This window comes from Geothrix rubra (assembly GCF_030268065.1).
Taxonomy (GTDB): Bacteria; Acidobacteriota; Holophagae; order Holophagales; family Holophagaceae; genus Geothrix; species Geothrix rubra.
In genome coordinates this window covers 689,445-707,910 of sequence record NZ_BSDD01000001.1, presented here as the reverse complement: position 1 = coordinate 707,910, position 18,466 = coordinate 689,445, and the positions used below count along the sequence as shown (strand labels likewise).

At 70.5% G+C, this 18,466-nt stretch carries 20 protein-coding genes; 6 read left to right on the top strand and 14 right to left on the bottom strand.

The features are described 5' to 3' along the window. The first annotated feature begins 62 nt into the window (after positions 1-62). The 3 genes from QSJ33_RS03145 (at position 63) to QSJ33_RS03135 (ending at position 1,344) form a co-directional block, all read left to right on the top strand. A complete protein-coding gene (locus tag QSJ33_RS03145; RefSeq protein ID WP_285722862.1) occupies positions 63-188 on the top strand; it encodes a hypothetical protein in 126 nt (41 codons plus the stop codon). Further along, positions 188-856 (top strand): radical SAM protein, encoded by a 669-nt coding sequence (locus QSJ33_RS03140; RefSeq protein ID WP_285722861.1) that lies wholly within the window; start codon positions 188-190, stop codon positions 854-856. Before QSJ33_RS03145 ends, QSJ33_RS03140 begins: the two co-directional genes overlap by 1 nt. A gap of 80 nt (positions 857-936) precedes the next feature. Beyond that, positions 937-1,344, top strand: coding sequence for a response regulator (locus QSJ33_RS03135; protein WP_309564087.1), 408 nt, complete (start codon positions 937-939; stop codon positions 1,342-1,344). 25 nt (positions 1,345-1,369) lie between these two features. On the opposite strand, the gene QSJ33_RS03130 is transcribed toward QSJ33_RS03135, so the two are convergent. Together QSJ33_RS03130 and QSJ33_RS03125 are read right to left on the bottom strand one after the other, a co-directional pair. Then, entirely contained in the window at positions 1,370-2,251 is an 882-nt protein-coding gene (locus tag QSJ33_RS03130; RefSeq protein WP_285722859.1) for a DUF2911 domain-containing protein, read from the bottom strand. 28 nt (positions 2,252-2,279) lie between these two features. Then, the gene (locus tag QSJ33_RS03125; RefSeq protein ID WP_285722858.1) at positions 2,280-4,175 is read right to left on the bottom strand and encodes a hypothetical protein; all 1,896 of its coding nucleotides are present in this window, start codon (positions 4,173-4,175) and stop codon (positions 2,280-2,282) included. A 77-nt stretch (positions 4,176-4,252) separates the two neighbouring features. Here QSJ33_RS03125 and QSJ33_RS03120 point away from each other — a divergent pair, with 77 nt between their 5' ends. Then, positions 4,253-4,870, top strand: a complete 618-nt coding sequence (locus QSJ33_RS03120; RefSeq protein WP_285722856.1) for a protein-L-isoaspartate(D-aspartate) O-methyltransferase — start codon at positions 4,253-4,255, stop codon at positions 4,868-4,870. Between the two features lie 100 nt (positions 4,871-4,970). On the opposite strand, the gene QSJ33_RS03115 is transcribed toward QSJ33_RS03120, so the two are convergent. The 6 genes from QSJ33_RS03115 to QSJ33_RS03090 form a co-directional block, all read right to left on the bottom strand. After that, on the bottom strand, positions 4,971-5,462 hold the full coding sequence (locus QSJ33_RS03115) for a hypothetical protein (protein WP_285722855.1): 492 nt from the start codon (positions 5,460-5,462) through the stop codon (positions 4,971-4,973). Between the two features lie 8 nt (positions 5,463-5,470). After that, positions 5,471-6,409 carry an arginase family protein gene (locus QSJ33_RS03110; RefSeq protein ID WP_285722854.1) on the bottom strand — a complete coding sequence of 313 codons (939 nt, stop codon included), beginning with the start codon at positions 6,407-6,409 and terminating at the stop codon, positions 5,471-5,473. Then, a complete protein-coding gene (locus QSJ33_RS03105) occupies positions 6,399-7,079 on the bottom strand; it encodes a lysophospholipid acyltransferase family protein (RefSeq protein WP_285722852.1) in 681 nt (226 codons plus the stop codon). The genes QSJ33_RS03110 and QSJ33_RS03105 overlap by 11 nt, the downstream gene beginning before the upstream one ends. Next, a complete protein-coding gene (locus tag QSJ33_RS03100) occupies positions 7,080-7,616 on the bottom strand; it encodes a GNAT family N-acetyltransferase (protein WP_285722851.1) in 537 nt (178 codons plus the stop codon). 205 nt (positions 7,617-7,821) lie between these two features. After that, positions 7,822-8,817 carry an inorganic phosphate transporter gene (locus QSJ33_RS03095; protein ID WP_285722850.1) on the bottom strand — a complete coding sequence of 332 codons (996 nt, stop codon included), beginning with the start codon at positions 8,815-8,817 and terminating at the stop codon, positions 7,822-7,824. A gap of 7 nt (positions 8,818-8,824) precedes the next feature. Then, positions 8,825-9,472: a DUF47 domain-containing protein gene (locus QSJ33_RS03090; protein ID WP_285722848.1), complete on the bottom strand. Its 648-nt coding sequence runs from the start codon at positions 9,470-9,472 to the stop codon at positions 8,825-8,827. Positions 9,473-9,586: 114 nt separating this feature from the next. On the opposite strand from QSJ33_RS03090, the gene QSJ33_RS03085 reads away from it, so the two are divergent. Continuing rightward, positions 9,587-10,951, top strand: a complete 1,365-nt coding sequence (locus QSJ33_RS03085; RefSeq protein ID WP_285722847.1) for a sensor histidine kinase — start codon at positions 9,587-9,589, stop codon at positions 10,949-10,951. Here the strand turns inward: QSJ33_RS03085 and QSJ33_RS03080 are convergent. The 6 genes from QSJ33_RS03080 to QSJ33_RS03055 all read right to left on the bottom strand — a co-directional run bounded on the left by QSJ33_RS03080 (position 10,921) and on the right by QSJ33_RS03055 (position 15,924). Then, on the bottom strand, positions 10,921-11,631 hold the full coding sequence (locus QSJ33_RS03080; protein WP_285722845.1) for a response regulator transcription factor: 711 nt from the start codon (positions 11,629-11,631) through the stop codon (positions 10,921-10,923). The genes QSJ33_RS03085 and QSJ33_RS03080 overlap by 31 nt on opposite strands. Before the next feature lie 9 nt (positions 11,632-11,640). Continuing rightward, positions 11,641-12,309 carry a phosphate signaling complex protein PhoU gene (gene phoU, locus QSJ33_RS03075; RefSeq protein ID WP_285722844.1) on the bottom strand — a complete coding sequence of 223 codons (669 nt, stop codon included), beginning with the start codon at positions 12,307-12,309 and terminating at the stop codon, positions 11,641-11,643. Continuing rightward, a complete protein-coding gene (gene pstB / locus QSJ33_RS03070) occupies positions 12,309-13,091 on the bottom strand; it encodes a phosphate ABC transporter ATP-binding protein PstB (RefSeq protein ID WP_285722842.1) in 783 nt (260 codons plus the stop codon). Before pstB ends, phoU begins: the two co-directional genes overlap by 1 nt. Continuing rightward, positions 13,091-13,969 carry a phosphate ABC transporter permease PstA gene (gene pstA, locus QSJ33_RS03065; RefSeq protein ID WP_285722840.1) on the bottom strand — a complete coding sequence of 293 codons (879 nt, stop codon included), beginning with the start codon at positions 13,967-13,969 and terminating at the stop codon, positions 13,091-13,093. The genes pstB and pstA overlap by 1 nt, the downstream gene beginning before the upstream one ends. Next, entirely contained in the window at positions 13,969-15,009 is a 1,041-nt protein-coding gene (gene pstC / locus QSJ33_RS03060) for a phosphate ABC transporter permease subunit PstC (protein ID WP_285722839.1), read from the bottom strand. Before pstC ends, pstA begins: the two co-directional genes overlap by 1 nt. Before the next feature lie 69 nt (positions 15,010-15,078). Next, entirely contained in the window at positions 15,079-15,924 is an 846-nt protein-coding gene (locus QSJ33_RS03055) for a substrate-binding domain-containing protein (RefSeq protein ID WP_285722838.1), read from the bottom strand. Between the two features lie 323 nt (positions 15,925-16,247). Between QSJ33_RS03055 and QSJ33_RS03050 the strand changes: the two genes are divergently transcribed. Further along, positions 16,248-18,464, top strand: a complete 2,217-nt coding sequence (locus QSJ33_RS03050) for an Rne/Rng family ribonuclease (protein WP_285722836.1) — start codon at positions 16,248-16,250, stop codon at positions 18,462-18,464. The last annotated feature ends 2 nt before the right edge of the window (positions 18,465-18,466 follow it).

Sequence of the window (18,466 nt, the reverse complement as noted above, 5' to 3'; positions counted from 1 at the left end):
CCCACAGGAACCGCAGCCCGGGGAAGCCTCGTGGGAGAATCAGGGGGAAGGGGCCGGCTCGCATGAAGTTCAAGGTCAACGAGGTCTTCCACAGCATCCAGGGCGAAGGACGGGGCCCCGTCCGCGAGCGCGGCGCGCGATCGCCCGAAGGGCGGGAGCGGTGGACGCAGGTCACGGCGGAGCGCTGATGAAGTTCAAAGTCAACGAGGTCTTCCACAGCATCCAGGGCGAAGGCGCCCGGGCGGGCCGCCCCTGCCTCTTCATCCGGCTCACGGGCTGCCCGCTGCGCTGTTCGTACTGCGACACCGAATATGCCTTCTTCGAGGGCAGCCTGCGGGAGATGGAGGATCTGCTGGCCGAGGTGCGCCAGCGCCTCGGGCCGCCGCGGACGGGACCGGCGGTCCCCTTCGTCGAACTCACCGGCGGCGAGCCCCTCGCCCATCCCCAGGCCCCGGACCTGCTGCGGGCCCTGCTGGGCCTGGGCTACGAGGTGGCCCTGGAGACCGCCGGCAGCCACGACCTGGCCCCCGTGCCCCGTGAAGTCGTCAAGATCGTGGACCGCAAGACCCCCGGCAGCGGGGAGTCCCACCGCTGGCTGGACACCAACCTGGACCACCTGGTGTCCGGCCAGGACGAGCTGAAGTTCGTGCTCTGCGACGCCGCCGACTACGAGTGGGCCCGGGCCTGGTGCGCCGAGCGGCGGATCTGGGACCGGGTGGAGGTCCTCTTCAGCCCGGCCTGGGGCCGCCTGGACCCCGCCTGGCTGGCTGAACGGGTCGTCGCCGACGGCCTGCCGGTCCGCGTCCAGCTCCAGCTCCACAAGGTCATCTGGGGCGCGGCGCGGACGGGGGTCTGATCCCGGGGAGTCCTGCATTCCTTGAGGGATCGTCCAGGGAAGCCGATGAATCGGTCGTCTAATGCCACGCAGGAGTTCCCCTGGACATCCTCATCGTCGATGACAGCAGCTACATCCGTGCCTTCGTCCGCATCCACCTCCAGGAGGCCGGATACGAGGTGGGCGAGGTCGCGCCGGAATCCCTCTACGACGTGCTGGCGGCCATCCATGCCAGCCGGCCCGCCCTGGTCATCACCGACTACGAGATGCCAGCCTGCAATGGGGAGAGCCTCCTCCGCGCCCTCCGCGAGGACCCCGCCCTCCGGGATCTCCCCGTCATCGTGCTCAGCGCCCACCGCGAGGCGGAGCTGGTGGCGCGGCTCAGCCGGTGGAACCTCGCCGCCTATGTGCTGAAGCCCATCCGTCCCGAGGATCTGGTGGAGAAGGTCCGGAAGTTCTTCGCCTCAGCAAAGGCCCGCCAAGGGTCCGGGCCTGGAACCTCTGGCTGAGGCATATCCCGCGTTCCCGGGGCCGCTACTTCCCTGCCTTCCAGTCCGCCAGTTCCTTCTCCAGGTTCTCCACGTACTCCTTCGGGGCCTTGCCGCGGGCGAGGTCGATGGCCTTCTGGAGGTGGGCGAGGGCCTCGGGCATCCGCTTGGCGTCCCGGTCGATCCGTGCCGCGGTCTCGTGGTTCCAGAAGCTCTCGCCGGCCTTGAGGCTGGTCTGGATCCAGGCCTGGGCCTTCTGGGGCTCGATCCCCTGGGACTGGCAATAGGCCGCGGCCTGGTACCAGGGCACCCAGTCCGTTTCCGGAGCCCGCTTCAGGGTGTCCTCCAGGTGGGCCCAGTAGGCGGCCTTCACGTCCATGGCCACCGGGAAGGCCACGCGCAGGTGCTCCCAGGCCAGTTCCACCTCCACGATGCCCGGGGCCGTGGGGCGCAGGCGGTAGTCCAGCCACTCCTGGTAGGCGCCCTGGGTGGGCGTGACCTCCCACCGCATCAGGTCATCGGCGGCCTTGTAGTCGTAGGCCCCCCACTGGTCGGCCTTCTTGTTCAGGATGAGGGTCCACTGTTTCTCGCCCGGAATGGCGAAGAAGCTGTAGCTGCCCGCGGGCACGTCCTTGCCGGCCACCTTGGCCGCGTGGCTGAAGGTGAAGACCGTGGCGGCGTTGGCGCCGGCCCGCCAGACTTCGCCGTAGGGCACCAGCCCGCCCCAGATCTTCCGCCCCTTCACCGCCGGTCGGCAGAAGCTGAGCTTGATCTGGTCGATGCCCACGTCCTGGGTGATGGTGCAGGCCGGGCTGACCCGCAGGGGCTTCAGGCGCACGGGGGCGGGCTTGGCGGGCGCCGGGGCCTGGGCGGCCAGGGGCAGGCCGAGGGCGGCGCAGAGGAGCGAAGGGACCAGCGGGATTCGCATGGGGTTCTCCGGGGAAGGGGTCTCCAGCCTACGCCTTCGGGGGCGCCCCCAGGAAGCGTCCCGGCTGCCGGTTGAAGGCCTTGAGGATCTGGATCCAGAGGCTGCGGGCTGCGCGCCCGTCGAGGTCCCGGGCGCGGATGGCGGTCCAGAGGGCCAAGGCGAAGGAGACGGTGAAATTGAGGACGCCGATGAGGCCGATGCCCAGCAGGCCCCAGGCCAGCTCCCCCCAGGGGTGGACGCCCTGGTGGAGGAGGAGGCTGGCGGCGGCAAGGCCCAGGGACGCGGCCTGGAGGGTGACATGGCGCACCTCCAGGTGGATCCCCGCGAAGGCGGCCGCCAGGGGCACGAAACCCAGGAGGAGGCCCAGGGCGGTGTAGCCCGCCATGCCGGGCAGGTGACGGCGGATGAAGCGGGCCAGGGCGGCGGTGGCGGCGGGACCGAACCAGGCCCTCAGCCGGTGGTTCCGGGCCAGGGCCTCCGGCAGGCCCCGGTAGGCACTCCAGTTGGCGGTCCAGCCCGCGGCGAGGCTGGACAGCCAGAGGATGACGCCGGTGACGGCCGCGAAGGTCCAGGTGCCCACATGCCGGGGGTCGTTCATCTCCAGGCCGTGGAGGGCCGTCTCCGGCCCGAGGGGCGCGTGGCCGGTGGCCCCGTGCCAGAGCAGGCAGAGGCCCACGGCCGCCGGGATCGCGACCAGCACGTTGCCCAGGGTGGCCATGACCTGGGTGCGGGTGATGGCGGCCACCACGTCGATCTCCGCCTCCCGGCCGTTGTCCTCCTCCAGGGCCCGGGCCAGGGCGGCGGCGGTCATGGCCGGCTGCTTGGAAGCCAGGCTGAAACCGAGCAGCTGCATGGCGATGAAGCTGAACGCGTAGTTCCCGGACACGCCCAGCCCCAGCATCAGCGGGGCCAGCGGGAGGGCGAAGAGGCCGAACTTGACCAGGGCGGTGCCCGCGGTGAGCAGGCCGCCGCCGGCGGCGGAGCGGCCCATGGCCCACCATTCCGAGCGGGTCCGGGCGATGTAGTGCTCTCCCGTCTCGCCGGTGTGCTCCACGACCTTGCGCGCCAGGCGCTTGACGGTGGTCCGCAGGAGGACGCCCAGGTCGTGCTGCCGGGCGCAGCTCTGCACCAGCTCCGCGGCAAAGGCGCGGCCATCGCCCTGCCCCAGGGCGAAGCCCAGCAGCTGGTCCATGCGGGCCAGCTGGGCCTCCGCCAGTTCCATGCGGAAGATCAGGTCCGTGGACACGCCGCGCTCGTCCAGGCGCGCGTGGGCCCGGTCCAGGGTGGCCCGGCAGGCCGCCAGGCCTTCCTCCCAGGCGTTCCGGGCCGCGGGATCCCCCGGCGCCTCGGCCAGGCTGCGGACGATGTGGTCCAGCCCGAAGAAGGGGGAGTCGGCGTCGCTGCCCTCCGGGTCGAGGGCCAGGAGGTCCCGGGACAGGCCCACGGCCGCGGCGCGGTGGGCCAGCAGCCGGGCCGCGTGGAACCAGGTCTCCGGGGGCGGGGCCAGGAGGTCGGCCCAGGGGGTCAGGACCTCCTCGGGCAGGGTTTCCAGCCAGCGGGCGTCCGCCTCGTCCAGCCCCAGCCGGTCCAGCAGGGCGTAGAGATCGCCCTCCGGATCGAGACGGGGGATGAGGCGGTCCACCACCCGCTGGAGGCCCTCCCCCAGCAGGGTGGTGCGGTCCGGCAGGCCCGTCTCGGCCAGCAGCCGCACCGCGGAGGCGTGGGTCCAGGCTTCCCGCAGGGGGGCCTCCAGGCTGCGGCCGGCCAGGGCCGCCTGGAGCCTTCGGAGGCGGGAGGTACGCCGGGGCTCCCCGTCGGCGGTCCGGGCCGGGGAGGCCTCCAGGAGCCAGCGGAGCAGGGCCTCCAGGCGCGGACCGGTCCCGGATTCCAGCAGGGCATCCAGCCTCGGGTCGGGCACGGTCATGGGCGGCTCCAGGGCGGACTACCAGGGTGCCACAGGGGCGGGAAGGACCGATCCTTGAGGTGCCGGAGGCTTGGACGGTGGATCTTCGGGAGGCCCGGGAGGCCATGGTGATGACCCAGATCGCGGCGCGGGGCGTCCGGGATCCACGGGTGCTGTCGGCCCTGGTCGAGGTTCCCCGCCACCGGTTCGTGCCGGCCTCCGGGCGGGCCGAGGCCCACGGCGATCACCCCCTGCCCATCGGCCGGGGCCAGACCATCTCCCAGCCCTACATCGTGGCCTTCATGGCCGAAGCCCTGGAGCTGGCGGGTACGGAGCGGGTGCTGGAGGTGGGTTCCGGCAGCGGCTATTTCGCCGCCGTCCTGGCGCGGCTGGCCCGGGAGGTGGTGGCCCTGGAGCTGGAACCGGACCTGGTGGCCCAGTCCTCCGCCCTGCTGGGGGAATTGGGCGTCGGGAATGCCGTGGTGCACCTGGCCGACGGAGCCCGCGGCTGGCCCGACGCGGCCCCGTTCGATGCGATCGTCCTCAGCTGCACGGCCCCGGCGGTACCGGAGGCCCTGTGGGACCAGCTCACGCCCGGCGGCATCCTCCTCTCGCCGATCGGAACCCCCTGGGAGACCCAGTGGCTGACCCGCTACCGCGGCGGCCCCGCCCATCCCGAGCGCCTGCTGCCCGTGGCCTTCGTGCCACTGCGCTGAATCAGACGCGATGTCCCGGCTTGGCCGGGACATCGCGTGGGGGAGCACGAGGGGGGACATGGCGACCCGAAGGGGCGCAGGCGGTCCCCCCTCGTTCATGTCAGGCCGGCTCGGGCCGGAGCCGGAAGCGGTCCAGGAAGCGGAGGATGGCACCGGCGTCCACGGTGGCGGGGAGGCCGCTCCAGGGCTGCGCAGGGCGCAGCATGGAGAGCATGTCCTCGGGGCAGCCCACCTGCTCGTAGAGCCGTTCGACGCGAAGGGCCAGCTGGGGCAGGGTGGATTCCGTGGCCAGGGCGTCGCGGAGGACGGCCAGGCGCCAGCGGTCCTGGGCATGGGCCCAGCGGGCGCTCCCGGGCCGCGGCGTCTTGCCGGTGGCCTCGGTGCAGGCGGCCCAGAGGGTGGACTCGAAGTCCCGGAGATCCGATCCGGCCAGTCCCCGCAGGGCGGCCAGACCCGGGCCCCCGCCTCGGGAGGTCGCCCAGGCCTGGATCTGCGTGGGGTCGAGGAAGCCGAAATCGTGACCCACCACGATGTCGTCCCAGCCGGGCTCACCGAGGCAGGTGCGGAAGGTCTCGAGGGCGTCGCGGTTCATGGGGCACCTCAGGCGAGCAGGTGAAGGGCCAGGTGGGCGGCTACACGGGCGGTGGCCTCGCCGCCCTCCAGGTCCGGGGCCAGTTCCATCAGGTCGGCGCCCACCCAAGGGCGCGGCCAGGCGCGCGCGGCGTGGACGAGACGGAGGGCCTCCGCCAGGGCGAGGCCGCCCGGAACGGGTTCGGCCACCGCCGGCGCCAGGACCGGATCGAGGGCGTCCAGGTCCACGCTCACGTAGGCGGGTCCCTCGCCCACGCGGGCCAGGTCCTCCTTCAACTGCAGGGACAACAGGGGATCCCGGAGGTCCGCGGGGCTCCACATCCGCACCCCGGCCGCGGCCAGGAAGGCCAGCTCCCCGTCGTCGAAGCGGGGCGCCCGCAGGCCGGCCTGGAGCACGCGCTCCGGATCGAGGAGCCCCTCCAGGAGGGCCTGGCGGACCCAGGTGCCGTGGTGGATCTCCGTGCCCCAGGCGGCGCCATCGGCGGCATCCGGATGGGCATCCAGGTGGAGGAGGCCCAGGGGACCATGCTGCCGGGCCAGGGCCCGCAGGGCCCCCAGCGTCATCGCATGGTCGCCGCCCAGCATCAGGGTTCGGCAACCGAAGCGGACCCAGTCCCCCACCGTGGCCTGGACGGCCGCCAGGGCCTCGCCCAGGGAGAAGGGCAGGGTCGGGATGTTGCCGCCATCCACCCAGCCTTCGGCCGCGGCCGGGGCGAGGGGCTCGCGGCCTTCCCGCAGGCGCTCGGGCATGGGCCGGGTGCCCAGGCCCATGGCGGCAGCCCGGAGGGCCCAGGGGCCCAGGCGGGCGCCGGGACGGTGCAGGACGCCGGCGTCGCAGGGCGCCCCCAGGACGACGCCTGCCACCGCCCGGGGTTCCAGCGTCAGGGGCAGGCCCAGGAAGGGGGTCAATCCCGTTCGGAGGCCCTGGAAGATCGCGTCAGCGGACATCGGGGCTCCGGGGGGTGAGGGCGGCGCGGAAGGCGGCGACCCAGTCGGCGGGGTCTGGGAAGTCGGCCGGATGCAAGGGCTCCAGGGCTTCCACGACCACGGGGGTGCGTGTGGCCAGGAGGGTGCGGAGGTGGGGGAGCAGGGTCTCGTCGCCGGTCCAGGGATAGTGCGGGGCGGGGGTGCTGATGCGGGTCGGCTGGGCCGGCAGGCCCAAGGCGTGGGCCGAGCGCAGGCCGCCCTCGTAGAAGGGGGCCAGGCCTTCCCCGCGCGTGGTGGTGCCCTCGGGGAAGAGGAGCATGGGCCGCCCTTCGCGGAGGGAGCCCGTGAAGGCCGCCAGGGCCGCGGCGCGGCTGGCGGGATCCTCGCGGTCCACGAAGTGGAGCCCGGATCTTCGGGCCCAGTTCCCGATCAGGGGATAGCCCGTGACCTCGCCCTTGGCCACCGTGCCCATGGGGCGCAGGCTCATGAGCACCACCGGGTCCACCCAGCTCAGGTGGTTGGCCACCCAGAGGGGCAGGTCCGTTCTCAGGTGCCCCTGGACCTCGAGATCCACCCCCAGGGCGGGCAGCAGACGCCGGGCCCAGCGATGCAGGCCGGACTGGGGTTCCGCGCCCGCCGCCAGGCGGGGGAGAAGGGCGAAGGTGGGCCAGAGGACGCCGGTCCAGGACATCTAGGACACCAGCTTCAGGCGGGTATAGCGGGCCCGGACGCGCTCGAGGTCCTCCTTCGTGATGACCGACCAGAGGCGCACGTCGCCGGGGCCGTAGAAGTCGCGCACCTCCTCCACCACCCGGGCGCCCAGGGCGTTGTGGATGCTGCGGGCGTCGGTGTTGCCCGGCTCCACCAGGAAGCGGACTTCCTCCACCTCCTCCTGCACCAGCTTGGTCACCATGGCGCGGATGAGCAGGTAGTTGACCCGTGTCTTCTGGTAGTCCGGGTGCACGGCGAGGGTGGCGCAGTAGGCTGTGCGTCCCTTGGCGAAGTTGAGGACGTAGCCCGCGGGCCGGTCGCCGTCCATGGCCAGGAAGCACCAGTCCCGGTAGAGCTCCGTGCAGAGGCGCAGGTAGTGGGGGCACAGCTCGCCGCTGCCGTCCTCGCGCCAGATCTCGGACTCCAGTCGGCGGAGGTGCCCGAAGTCCTCGCTGGTGAGGGCGCGCACCACGTAGCGCGAACCCTCGGGATGAGCGGGTAGGGTCTCGATGGTCATGGCCTTCCTCCCTGGTGTGGTACCAGGGTCGGACGGGGGCATGACACACCCGTGGCGCGCCGGGCAAATTGTCGGCAACAAGCCGGAACGGCGCGGTGACGGGGTTTCCGGGGCATCAAGCCCCGGGAAACCCGGGTCTGAAAAGATCGGTCCGCGGGATGACGGACGTTCGACGGACCCGGGGAATCCTCGTGAATTCAGGCCGTCAGAAGAAGGGCGCCACCAGCTTCAGGAAGCCGCCCGCCAGCAGGGCGCTCACCGGGATCGTGAGGACCCAGGCCACCACCATGTTGCCGGCGATGCCCCAGCGCACGGCGGAGACGTTCGTGCTGGCGCCCACGCCCATGATGGAGCCGGCGATGACGTGGGTGGTGCTCACGGGGATGCCCGCGCGGGCGGCGCCCAGGATGACGATGGCCGAGGCCGTCTCCGCGGCGAAGCCGTGGATGGGGCGCAGCTTGACGATCTTGGTGCCCATGGTCCGGATGATCTTCCAGCCTCCGGAGAGCGTCCCGAGGCCCATGGCCAGGGCGCAGGCGAGCTTCACCCAGAGGGGCACGGCCACGCTGGTGCCGTGGGAGGCGATCTTCCCGTAGGTGATGAGCGCGAGGGCGATGATGCCCATGGATTTCTGGGCATCGTTGGTGCCGTGGGCGAAGGCCATGGCACCGGCGGAGAGGAGCTGGAGCTTGCGGAAGGCCACGTTCACGCGCTGACCGAGCATGCGGCGGCAGATCCAGAGGAGGGCCAGGATGAGGAGCATGGCCAGGAAGAAGCCGAGGATGGGGGACACCACCAGGAAGGTGGCCACCTCCTCCAGCTTGGCGGTGTGGAGCGCGCTCCGTCCCGCGTGGGCCACCACGGCGCCCGCAAGGCCGCCCACCAGGGCATGGCTGGAGCTGGACGGGATGCCGAACCACCAGGTGATGAGGTTCCAGGCGATGGCGGCCAGCAGGGCGGCGACGACCACCGCCGGGACCACGAGGCTGCTGTCGGCGATGCCCTTGGCGATGGTCGTGGCCACCTCGACGCCCATGAGGGCCCCGCCGAAGTTCAGGATGCCGGCCATCAGGACGGCTTTGCGGGCCGACAGGACCCCCGTGGAGACCACCGTGGCGATGGCGTTCGCGGTGTCGTGGAACCCGTTGATGTAGTCGAAGGTCAGGGCCAGGAAGACGATGATGACCAGCGCGAGGAGCATGGAATCCTCAGGCGTTCTTCATGACGGTGGAGCCCACGACCTTGGCCACCAGTTCGACCTTGTCGGTGGCGTCCTCCACCTGCTCGAGGATCTCCTTCCACTTGATGAGCTCGATGGGATCCTTCGGATCCTCGAAGATCTCCGCCAGGGCGGCGTGGTAGATGGAATCGGCCTTGTTCTCGAGGGTATGGACGCGCCGGATGCGGTCGCGGATCTCCTTGCCGTTGGACATGTTCCGCAGGGAGCGGACCAGGTGCAGCAGCTCCCCCGCGCCCTCGACGAGCAGGGAGCTGATCTCGGTCACGGCGGGCTTCACGGAGGCGATCCGGTAGAGGATGAGGCGCTCGCAGACCGCGTGGATGCGGTCCACCACGTCATCGATGGCGTGGGCCAGGTGGAGGATGTCCTCCCGCTCGATCGGCGTCACGAAGGTGGAATTCAGGCGGTCGATGATCTCGTGGGTGATGTCGTCCCCGGTGTGCTCCAGGTCCTTCATCTGCCGGCGCAGCTCGGCGAAGCGGACCGGATCCCCGGTGCGGATCTCGCGGTCGAAGAGCTGGGCCGCCTGGTAGGTGTTGCTCGTGGCGGATTCCAGCAGGTCGAAGAAGACCATCTCCCGGGGTTTCAACCAGCGCATCAGCGAATTCAGAGACATGGCCGCTCCATAGGACACCATCTCAACTGTATCTGGATCGGGGCTGTGACCGGCGTGTAAATTGCCCGAGAAGGCCTGTCCTGCCTGGATGCCGGCGGTGTAAGGTCAGAGGTCATGGACCCTCAGGAACCGGCCGGAAGCCCCGGCACCGCGCTCTCGGCCTTCATGGGCCGGGCCCTGCTCTCCCTGGGCGCCATGCTCTTCCTGGGCCTCGGCCTGGGCATGAGCGTGCAGAAGGGGGTCTCCCCGGGCTGGACCCTCGGCCTCCTGGCCAGCCTGGCCCTGGTGCTGGTGCTCATGGCCCGCTGGCAGGTCCGGCTCGTGGCCGAACCGCTCAACCAGCTCCTGCGGGAGACCCGGCCCATGGCCATCGAGGATCTCCCCGGCGCCTGGTCCGCCCTGGAGCAGGAGAACCTGGACCTGCGGGAGCGCGCCGCCCGGGAGGACGAGCTGCTCCGGAGCATGATGACGCGACTGGAAGAGGGGGTCCTGCTGTTCGGAGCCGCCCAGACCCTGGAGATCTACAACCCCGCGGCCCAGCGCCTGATGGGCCTGGGCGCGCCCCTGGCGGCGGGCATGGTGACCGGCGCGGTGTTCGGGGACCCGGAAAGCCCCGTGGCCATCCAGCGGGCCTACCTGGGCATCCCCTCGGAATGGCGGCTCAACCGGGCGGCCCGGAGCCTGCGGGTGCGGGCCATCCCCTTCGCGCCCTCGGGGGCCGTGGCCGGGGTGCTGCTGACCCTCGACGACATCACCCGGCAGGAGGCCCTGGAGACCACCCGGCAGAAGTTCATCTCCAACGTGAGCCATGAGCTGAAGACGCCGGTGACCGCCATCCGCATCGCCGCGGAGAACCTCCAGGAGGAGCGGCTGCCGGAGGCGGCCCAGGCCAACGCCCAGTCCATCCTGCGCTCCGTGGACCGGCTTGCCCTGCTCCTGGGGGACCTCTCGGAGCTGAGCCGCATCGAGAGCGGGGCCATGCGGCTGGAGCCCGTCACCCTGGACCTCGACGCCTTCCTGGCCGACCTCCGGGAGGATTTCGCGTCCCGGCACGGCGCCACCGGCGTGGGGCTCCGACTGGTCAAGGAGGCGCCCGAGGGGGCGCGGCTCGTGGCCGATCCCCTCCGGCTCAGCCAGATCCTGGAGAACCTGATCTCCAACGCCGTGAAGTTCAGTCCGCCGGGGGGCACCGTGGACCTCCGGGTGGCCCTCTCCTCCCAGGGCCTGCGCTGGGAGGTCTCGGACCAGGGCCCCGGCATCCCGGAGGCGGAGCAGGGGCGGATCTTCGAGCGGTTCTACCGGGCCCAGGCCGCCAAGGCCAAGCCGGGAACCGGCCTGGGCCTGGCCATCGTGAAGCACCTCTGCCGCCTGATGGGCGGGGAGGTGACGGTGGAGAGCCGGCCCGGCGAGGGGGCCTGCTTCCGCGTCATGCTGCCCCTGCTGCCGGATCAGGCCCCGGCGGGCCCGCCCAGCCGGTAGCCCACGCCGACCACGGTCTCGATGTGGTTCGCCGCGGCCTCGCCCAGCTTGGCGCGGACCCGGCGCACATGGGCGTCGATGGTCCGGCTCTCGCCCAGGTAGTCCAGGCCCCAGACCTGCTGGAGGATCTTCTCCCGCGTGAGGACGCGGCGGGGGTTCTTCAGGAAATAGGCCAGCAGCTCGAACTCGCGGCGGGTGAGGTCCACCAGCTGTCCGTCCACGCGGGCCGTGTGCATGTCCAGGTCCACGCTGATGGGGCCGAAGGTGAGCTGGGGGGTGCGTTCGGGGGTCTCGGCGGGGGTGGAGCGGCGGAGGATGGCGCGCAGGCGGGCCGCCAGCTCCCGGGCGGAGAAGGGCTTGGAGATGTAGTCGTCGGCCCCCAGCTCCAGGCCCAGCACCCGGTCGATCTCCTCGCTCCGGGCCGTCACCAGCAGGACGGGGAGCCCCCGGTGGGCGGGATCGGCGCGGATGGCGCGGAGCACGTCCAGGCCGTCCATGTCCGGGAGGCTCAGGTCCAGGAGGGCCGCCTCCAGGCGGGGTCCCTGGGCGGCCCCGGCGAGGGCCTGCAGGGCTTCCTTCCCGGTTCCCACGGAGGAGACGCCGAAGCCCTCCCGCCGGAGGTGCTGCTCGAGGCCGAGGCGGATCTCGGTGTCGTCTTCAAGGAGGAGGATCTGGGGCATGACCTAACTCTACTGCTCTGCCGCGTTGCCGCGGAGGTAGGGGTGCTTGGCGCTCCGTCCCTCGAGGATGTAGAGCACCTCCTCGGCGATGTTGGTGGCCTGGTCCGCGATGCGCTCCCAGTTCTTGATGACCAGGATGAGGTGGCTGGCGCGCTCGATGGCCAGGGGGTCGGCGAGCATGACGCGGAGCAGCTCCCGGTAGATCTGGCCGTACAGCTCGTCCACCGAGTCGTCGCTCTGGATGACCGCCCGGGCGAGGGCGGCGTCGTGGCCCACGAAGGCATCCACGGCCCGGCGAACCATGCCCCGGGTCTCCTGCCCCAGCCGCTCGAGGCGGCCCTCGGGCAGGACCGGCGGATTGACGATGGGGGCCCGCCGGGCGATGTTGCAGCAGTGGTCGCCGATGCGTTCCAGCTCGGGGATGATCTTCAGGCTCGAGGCGATGAGGCGCAGGTCAGTCGCCGCCGGGGAGTGGAGGGCGAGGAGGTCCACGCAGAGCTGGTCCAGCTTCAGCTCCCACTCGTCCAGCTGGCGGTCCAGCTCGTTCACCCGATCCGCCTTGGCGGAGGACCGTTCGGCAAGGGTCTGGATGGTCAGCTCGATCATGTCCTCCGCGATGCCGGCCATGGCCATGATGCCGTCGCGAAGGTTCTTGAGTTCCGTGTCGAAGTGCCGCATCAGCCGAATCTCCCGGTCAGGTAGTCTTCCGTCATCCGTTCCCGAGGGGTGGTGAAGATCCGCTCGGTCAGGTCCATCTCGATCAGTTTGCCCAGCCAGAAGAAGGCCGTGTAGTCGCTCACCCGGGCGGCCTGCTGCATGTTGTGGGTGACGATGACGATGGTGAGGTTCTCCTTCAGCTCGCCGATGAGCTCCTCGATCTTGGCTGTGGCGATGGGATCCAGGGCCGAGCAGGGCTCGTCCATGAGGAGGACCTCCGGATTGACCGCGAGGGCCCGGGCGATGCAGAGGCGCTGCTGCTGGCCGCCGCTCATGCCGGTGGCGCTCTCCTTGAGGCGGTCCTTCACCTCGTCCCAGAGGGCGGACTTGCGGAGGGCGTCCTCGACGATGCCGTCCAGGGTGGCCCTGTCCTTCACGCCGAAGAGGCGGGGACCGAAGGCCACGTTCTCGTAGATGGACTTGGGGAAGGGGTTGGGCTTCTGGAACACCATCCCCACCCGGCGCCGGAGGTCCACCTCGTCGATGCCGCCGCGGTAGATGTCCACGCCATCGATCTGCATGTCGCCGCTCACCTTGACGGCGCTGGAGACCTCGTGGATGCGGTTGAAGCACTTCAGGAACGTGCTCTTGCCGCAGCCGCTGGGGCCGATGATGGCGGTGACGCGCTCCGCGTGGATGTCCAGGGAGAGGCCATCCAGGACCTTCTTCTCGCCATAGCGGAAGTCCATGTTGCGGACCGAGAGCTTGACGGGCTTGGTTTCGGGGGTCTGGGGGCTGAGCATCAGCGGGTCCGTCGGCGGATGAATCGATCCAGGAACCGGACCGAGAGGTTCAGGACAAGCAGCACCACGATCATGACCGCGGCGGTTCCCGCGGCGATCTCCCGGGCATCGGGCAGGGTGCCGTCGGACGTCACGTACCAGAGGTGGACCGACAGGGTCTCTCCCGGGACCGTGAGGCGGAAGTCGGGGAAGGTCTGGCTGGTGTTGGTCCCGGCCGTGAAGACGAGGATGGCGCTCTCGCCGAAGGCACGGCCGGCGGTGAGGACCAGGCCGGTGAGGATGCCCGTGGCGGCATAGGGGAGCGCCACCTTCAGGATGGTCTGGAGCCGGGTGGCGCCCAGGCCGTAGCTGGCCTCCTTCAGCTCGCGCGGGACGGCGAGCAGGCTCACCTCGGTGACGCGGGTGATGACCGGGATGTTCAGCAGGGCCAGGGTGACGGCGCCGGAGCGGATGGAGAAGCTCCAGCCCATCATCTGGACGAACACGATCATGCCGAACAGGGCCAGCACGATGGACGGCGTGGCGGCCAGGGTCTCGATGCAGAGGCGCAGGAACCGGAGGATGCGGCCCTGGCCGGCGTACTCGGCCATGTAGATGCCCGCCCCGAGGCCGATGGGCAGCGAGATGGCCAGGGAGAGGGCCACGAGGTAGAGGGAGTTGAAGATCTCGGGCTTGATGCCGCCGCCCGCATCCAGGGTCTCGGGCATGCGGGTGAGGAAGCCCAGGTTGAGGACCGGCCAGCCCTGTTTCAGGATGGCTCCCACGAACACGGCGAGGACGGCGATGAAGGCCAAGGCGAGGCCCCAGAGGGCCAGGCGCATGACCCGGTCGGTCACCCTGGACAGGCGGCGGGGGCGGTAGGAGATCGCGGCAGGCATCAGGCGTTCCTCTGCCGGCCCAGCCGGCGCGTGGCCAGGATGATCCCCATGGTCATGAGGTAGAGCAGCAGGCCCATGGCGAACAGGAGGTTGTTCCAGGTGGAGCCGGCGGCGGTGTTCGGGAGCTCCTGGACCAGCTCCGTGGTCAGGGTGGCGGCGGGCGTGAAGAGGAAACGGAGGACCGGGGTCTGGTCCGTGGCCCCGCGCATGAGGGCGATCCACTGCGGGTTGTTCCCGATGACCATTTGGATCGCCATGGCCTCGCCGATGGCCCGGCCCAGGCCGAGGACCGTCGCCGTCAGCAGCCTCGGCCGCGCCGCCGGGATGAGCACGTGCCAGATGGCCTGCCACCGGGTGGAGCCGAGGGCCTGGGAACCCTCCTCAAGGGCCAGGGGCAGGGACTCGAAGGCGTCCGTGGAGAGGCTCACGATGGTGGGGACGATCATGACGGCGAGGATGGCGGCCGACACGGCAAAGCCGGCGGCGGGGGAGTCCGAGAGCCACTTCCCGCTCACCCAGGGCAGCACCACCATGAGGCCGAAGATGCCGTAGACCACGGAGGGGATGCCCACGAGGAGGTCCATGACCTGGCGCATGAGCGTCTTCATCCACCCCGGGGCGAGCTTGGCGATGAAGACCCCGGTGAGGATGCCGGTGGGGGCCGCGAGCAGGAGGGCGAGGCCGGTCACGGACAGGGATCCGGCGATGAAGGGGAGGATTCCGAATTTCCCGGAATTGGGGTCCCAGTCGGCCGAGAGGAAGACCTCCTTCAGGGTGAGGACCTTGTCCGTGTTGCCGGCCAGGGGCAGGAAGGCGCCGGCGCCACGGGCCGCCAGGAAGTAGAGGATCCCGCCGATCAGGGCGACGACGAGGAGGCCGCAGGTCAGGAAGAGGAGGTGCGACCAGCGGTCGGCCAGCCGCTGGAGCCGGCTGTGGCGGAAGGCCGGTTCCTTCGGGAGGGATTCGACGACGGGGCTCTCCCGCGTCGGGTCCGAGGCGCAGGGGGGGGCATCGAGCAGGGTGTCGGAGGCGTCTGGCATGGGGCCGCCTTTACATGCCGTCACCCGGCGGGGTCGCCGGGTGACGTGGGGCAGGTGTTGGGGCGTGGATCAGAGCTTCGCCTTCAGCGACTTGACGTAGGCGACGGGCATGTAGCCGGCCTTGAGGACCGTGGTGTCCTGGAAGTGCTGGCCCAGCATGTAGGCCAGGAAGTCCTCGGCCACCTTCAGGACCTGGGGATTGGTCTTGGCGGGGTTGGTGTAGGCGTGGCCGAAGGAGAAGAGGGGATACTTCCCGGAGCTGACGTCCTGCTTGGTGCAGGAGGCGCCGTTGTAGGCGATGCCGACGAAGCGGCCATTGGCGCGGTTGAGGAAGTCCAGCTCGATGAAGGAGACGGCACCCTGGGTGGTGGCCACGGTGTTGGCCACGGCGCCCGAGGAATCCTGCACCAGCTGGTTGTTGCTGAACTCCTTGCCGTGGAGCACCGTCTGCTGCTGGACGGCGCGGGTGCCGGAAGAGGTGGGGCGGTTCACGCGGACGATCTTCTGGTCCTTGCCGCCGACTTCCTTCCAGTTGTTCACCTTGCCGGTGAAGACGTCCTCGGCCTGCTGGGCATTGAGGCTGGTGACCCCGACGCCGGGGTGGGCGATCAGCGTGAAGGGCTCGATGACGAGGTTGTAGTTGCGGATGCCGGTCTTCTCCTGCTGGGGGGTGGCGAACACATCGGAGATGCCGATGGTGCAGCCGCCGCTGACGACCTGGTTGAGGCCGGTCATGGAGCCGCCGCCGCTCACGGCGATCTGGACGCCGGGGTGGGACTTCATGTAGTCCTCGGCGGCCTGCTTCACCAGGGGACCCAGGGCGGTGGAACCCATGACGGTCACCGTCTGGGCGGACGCGGCCGGGGCCAGCGCGAACACGGCAAGGGCCGCGAGGATCAGGGAACGGGTCTTCATGGAAACCTCCTTCATGGGACCAAGCCTGAAGGCCGGGTGTGAACCACCCAGGCCACCCCTGTGACATCGCTGTAACTTCAAAACCGATCGTGCTTGCCCCCGGGGAAACTAGTTGCTTTAATGTCTGGAGATCCTGCGGGTAGATCGAGGCATCCGCCTCCTGACCCCGGGGATTGGTCCCCAGCTTCCATCCGGGCGGCCGAAGTCAGGGCAGGGCCCCCTTCGGCATCCCGACCTTCCATCCCACCCATCCCCATCCCAGGGCCCCCGGGCCCGCCTTGCGCCAGCCGCGGTACGCGGCCTCCGGCCCCAGAGGAGCATCCTTGAACCCCAAGAAGATCATGATGATCAACGCCACCGATCCCGAAGAGATCCGCGTGGCGACGCTGATCGACGGCGTCCTGTTCGACTACGACGTGGAGTTCCTCCACAACGAGAAGATCAAGGGCAATCTCTACAAGGCCAGGGTCGTCCGCGTGGACACCAGCCTCCAGGCCGCCTTCGTCCATTTCGGCGGCCAGAAGAACGGCTTCCTGCCCCTGGGCGAGCTGCCCCGGGACCTGGGCGGCGAGGGCCGGCGCGGGCGCATCCAGGACATCCTCCAGCGGGACCAGGAGATCCTCGTCCAGGCCGTGCGCGAGGAACTGGGCTCCAAGGGCGCCATGATGACCGGCCAGATCAGCCTGGCGGGCCGCTACCTGGTCATCACACCCGGGAATCCGGTGAACGGGATCAGCCGCAAGATCGAGGGCAACGAGGAGCGCCGGCACTTCAAGCAGCTCATCGACAGCCTGGACATCCCCGCCGACATCGGCGTGATCGTCCGCACCGCCAGCCTGGGGGTCACCAAGGAGGACTTCCAGCGCGACCTGGAGTACCTCCTGGACATGCACAAGGAGGTGCTGAACCGATACAAGCACCGCCACGGGCCCGGCCTCGTCTGGCAGGAGGACGACGTGGTCACCCGCACCCTGCGGGACGCCTTCACGGCGGACATCGAGGAGGTCCAGATCGACGACCTGGACACCTTCCACGCGGCGCAGTCCTTCTTCAAGCGGACCATGCCCCAGCACCTGGAGGTGCTGAAGCACTACACGGGGAAGAAGCCCCTCTTCTCGCGCTTCCAGCTGGAGGAGCAGATCGACCGCGTCTACGGCCGCAAGGTGCCCCTCGCCAGCGGCGGTGCCCTGGTGCTGGACCAGACCGAGGCCCTCGTGGCCATCGATGTGAACAGCGGCAAGACCTCGGGCGACGGTGTCGAGGACATGGCGTTCAAGACCAACATGGAGGCCGCCGAGGAGGTGGCCCGCCAGCTGCGGCTGCGCGACCTGGCCGGCCTCATCGCCATCGACTTCATCGACATGAAGCGCGATTCCCACATCCGCGCGGTGCAGGACCGCCTGGTGGACTGCCTGAAGGCCGACAAGGCCCGCATGGAGGTGGGGAAGATCAACCGGTTCGGCGTGCTGGTGATGACGCGCCAGCGCATCCGGCCCAGCCTCCAGCATGTCAACCACGAGACCTGCCCCACCTGCGCGGGCACCGGCAAAGTGAAGACCATCGAGGCCCTCGCCCTGTCCGTGGTGCGGCGCCTCCACGGCATCCTGGCCAAGGGCGGCATCGGGGAGATCCGCGTGAAGCTGGCCCCCGCCATCGCCACCGCCGTCCTGAACCAGAAGCGCCACGACCTGGCCCAGATGGAGGAGCAGAGCGAGGCCCGGATCCTCATCCAGGCCGACTGGTCCATGTCCTACGGCGAAATGACCGCCGAGGTGGAACGCGCCGAGGAGATCCCCGCGGAGAAGCCCGCGACGAAGCCCCATCGCGAGAAGGGGGCGCCTCCCGAGGAGGAGACGGTGGTCCTCGGCGGCGACAGCCCCATCTCCTTCGACAAGGCCCTGGGCGATGGCGCGAAGGAGGCCCGGAAGGAGGCCTTCAAGTACGACCGCCGCGATGTCCAGCGGGCCGCCCTGGATGAGCGGGAGCGCCTGCGGGCCCTGTTCGAGAGTGCCAAGCCCGAGGACGAGGAGGAGGGCGAGGAGGAGAACGGCGACGATGCCGAAGCCAAGGGCGAGGGGGGCAAGCGCAAGCGCCGCCGTCGGCGCCGGAAGGGCGGGTCCGACCGGGCCGAGGCCCCGGGCAACGGGAACGGCGCCCAGGACGCCACGCCCTCCCCGGACGCCTCCGAACCCCTGCCCGAGCCGCCGAAGGCGACACCGGACCTGGTGGCCAGCCTGCTGACCCCCAGTCCCCGGCCCCGCCTGGGCGCCGCGCCCGCTCCGGCCGCGGAAGCCGTCCCCGGAAAGCCCAAGCGCACCCCCCGGGCCAAGGTGGCCGTGGCGGAACCCGCCCCGGCCAAGGCTGAACCGGTCCCGGAACCGGCCGCCCCCGCCGTTGAGAAACCCGCCAAGGCGAAGGGGCGTGCCCGGAAGGCCGAGCCCGCCGTCGAGGCCCACGCCGAAGCGGCCGTTCCCGAAGTCCCGAAAGCCAAGGCCCCCAGCACCAGGAAGGCTCCCGCCAAGAAGCCCAAGGCCGAGTAGGC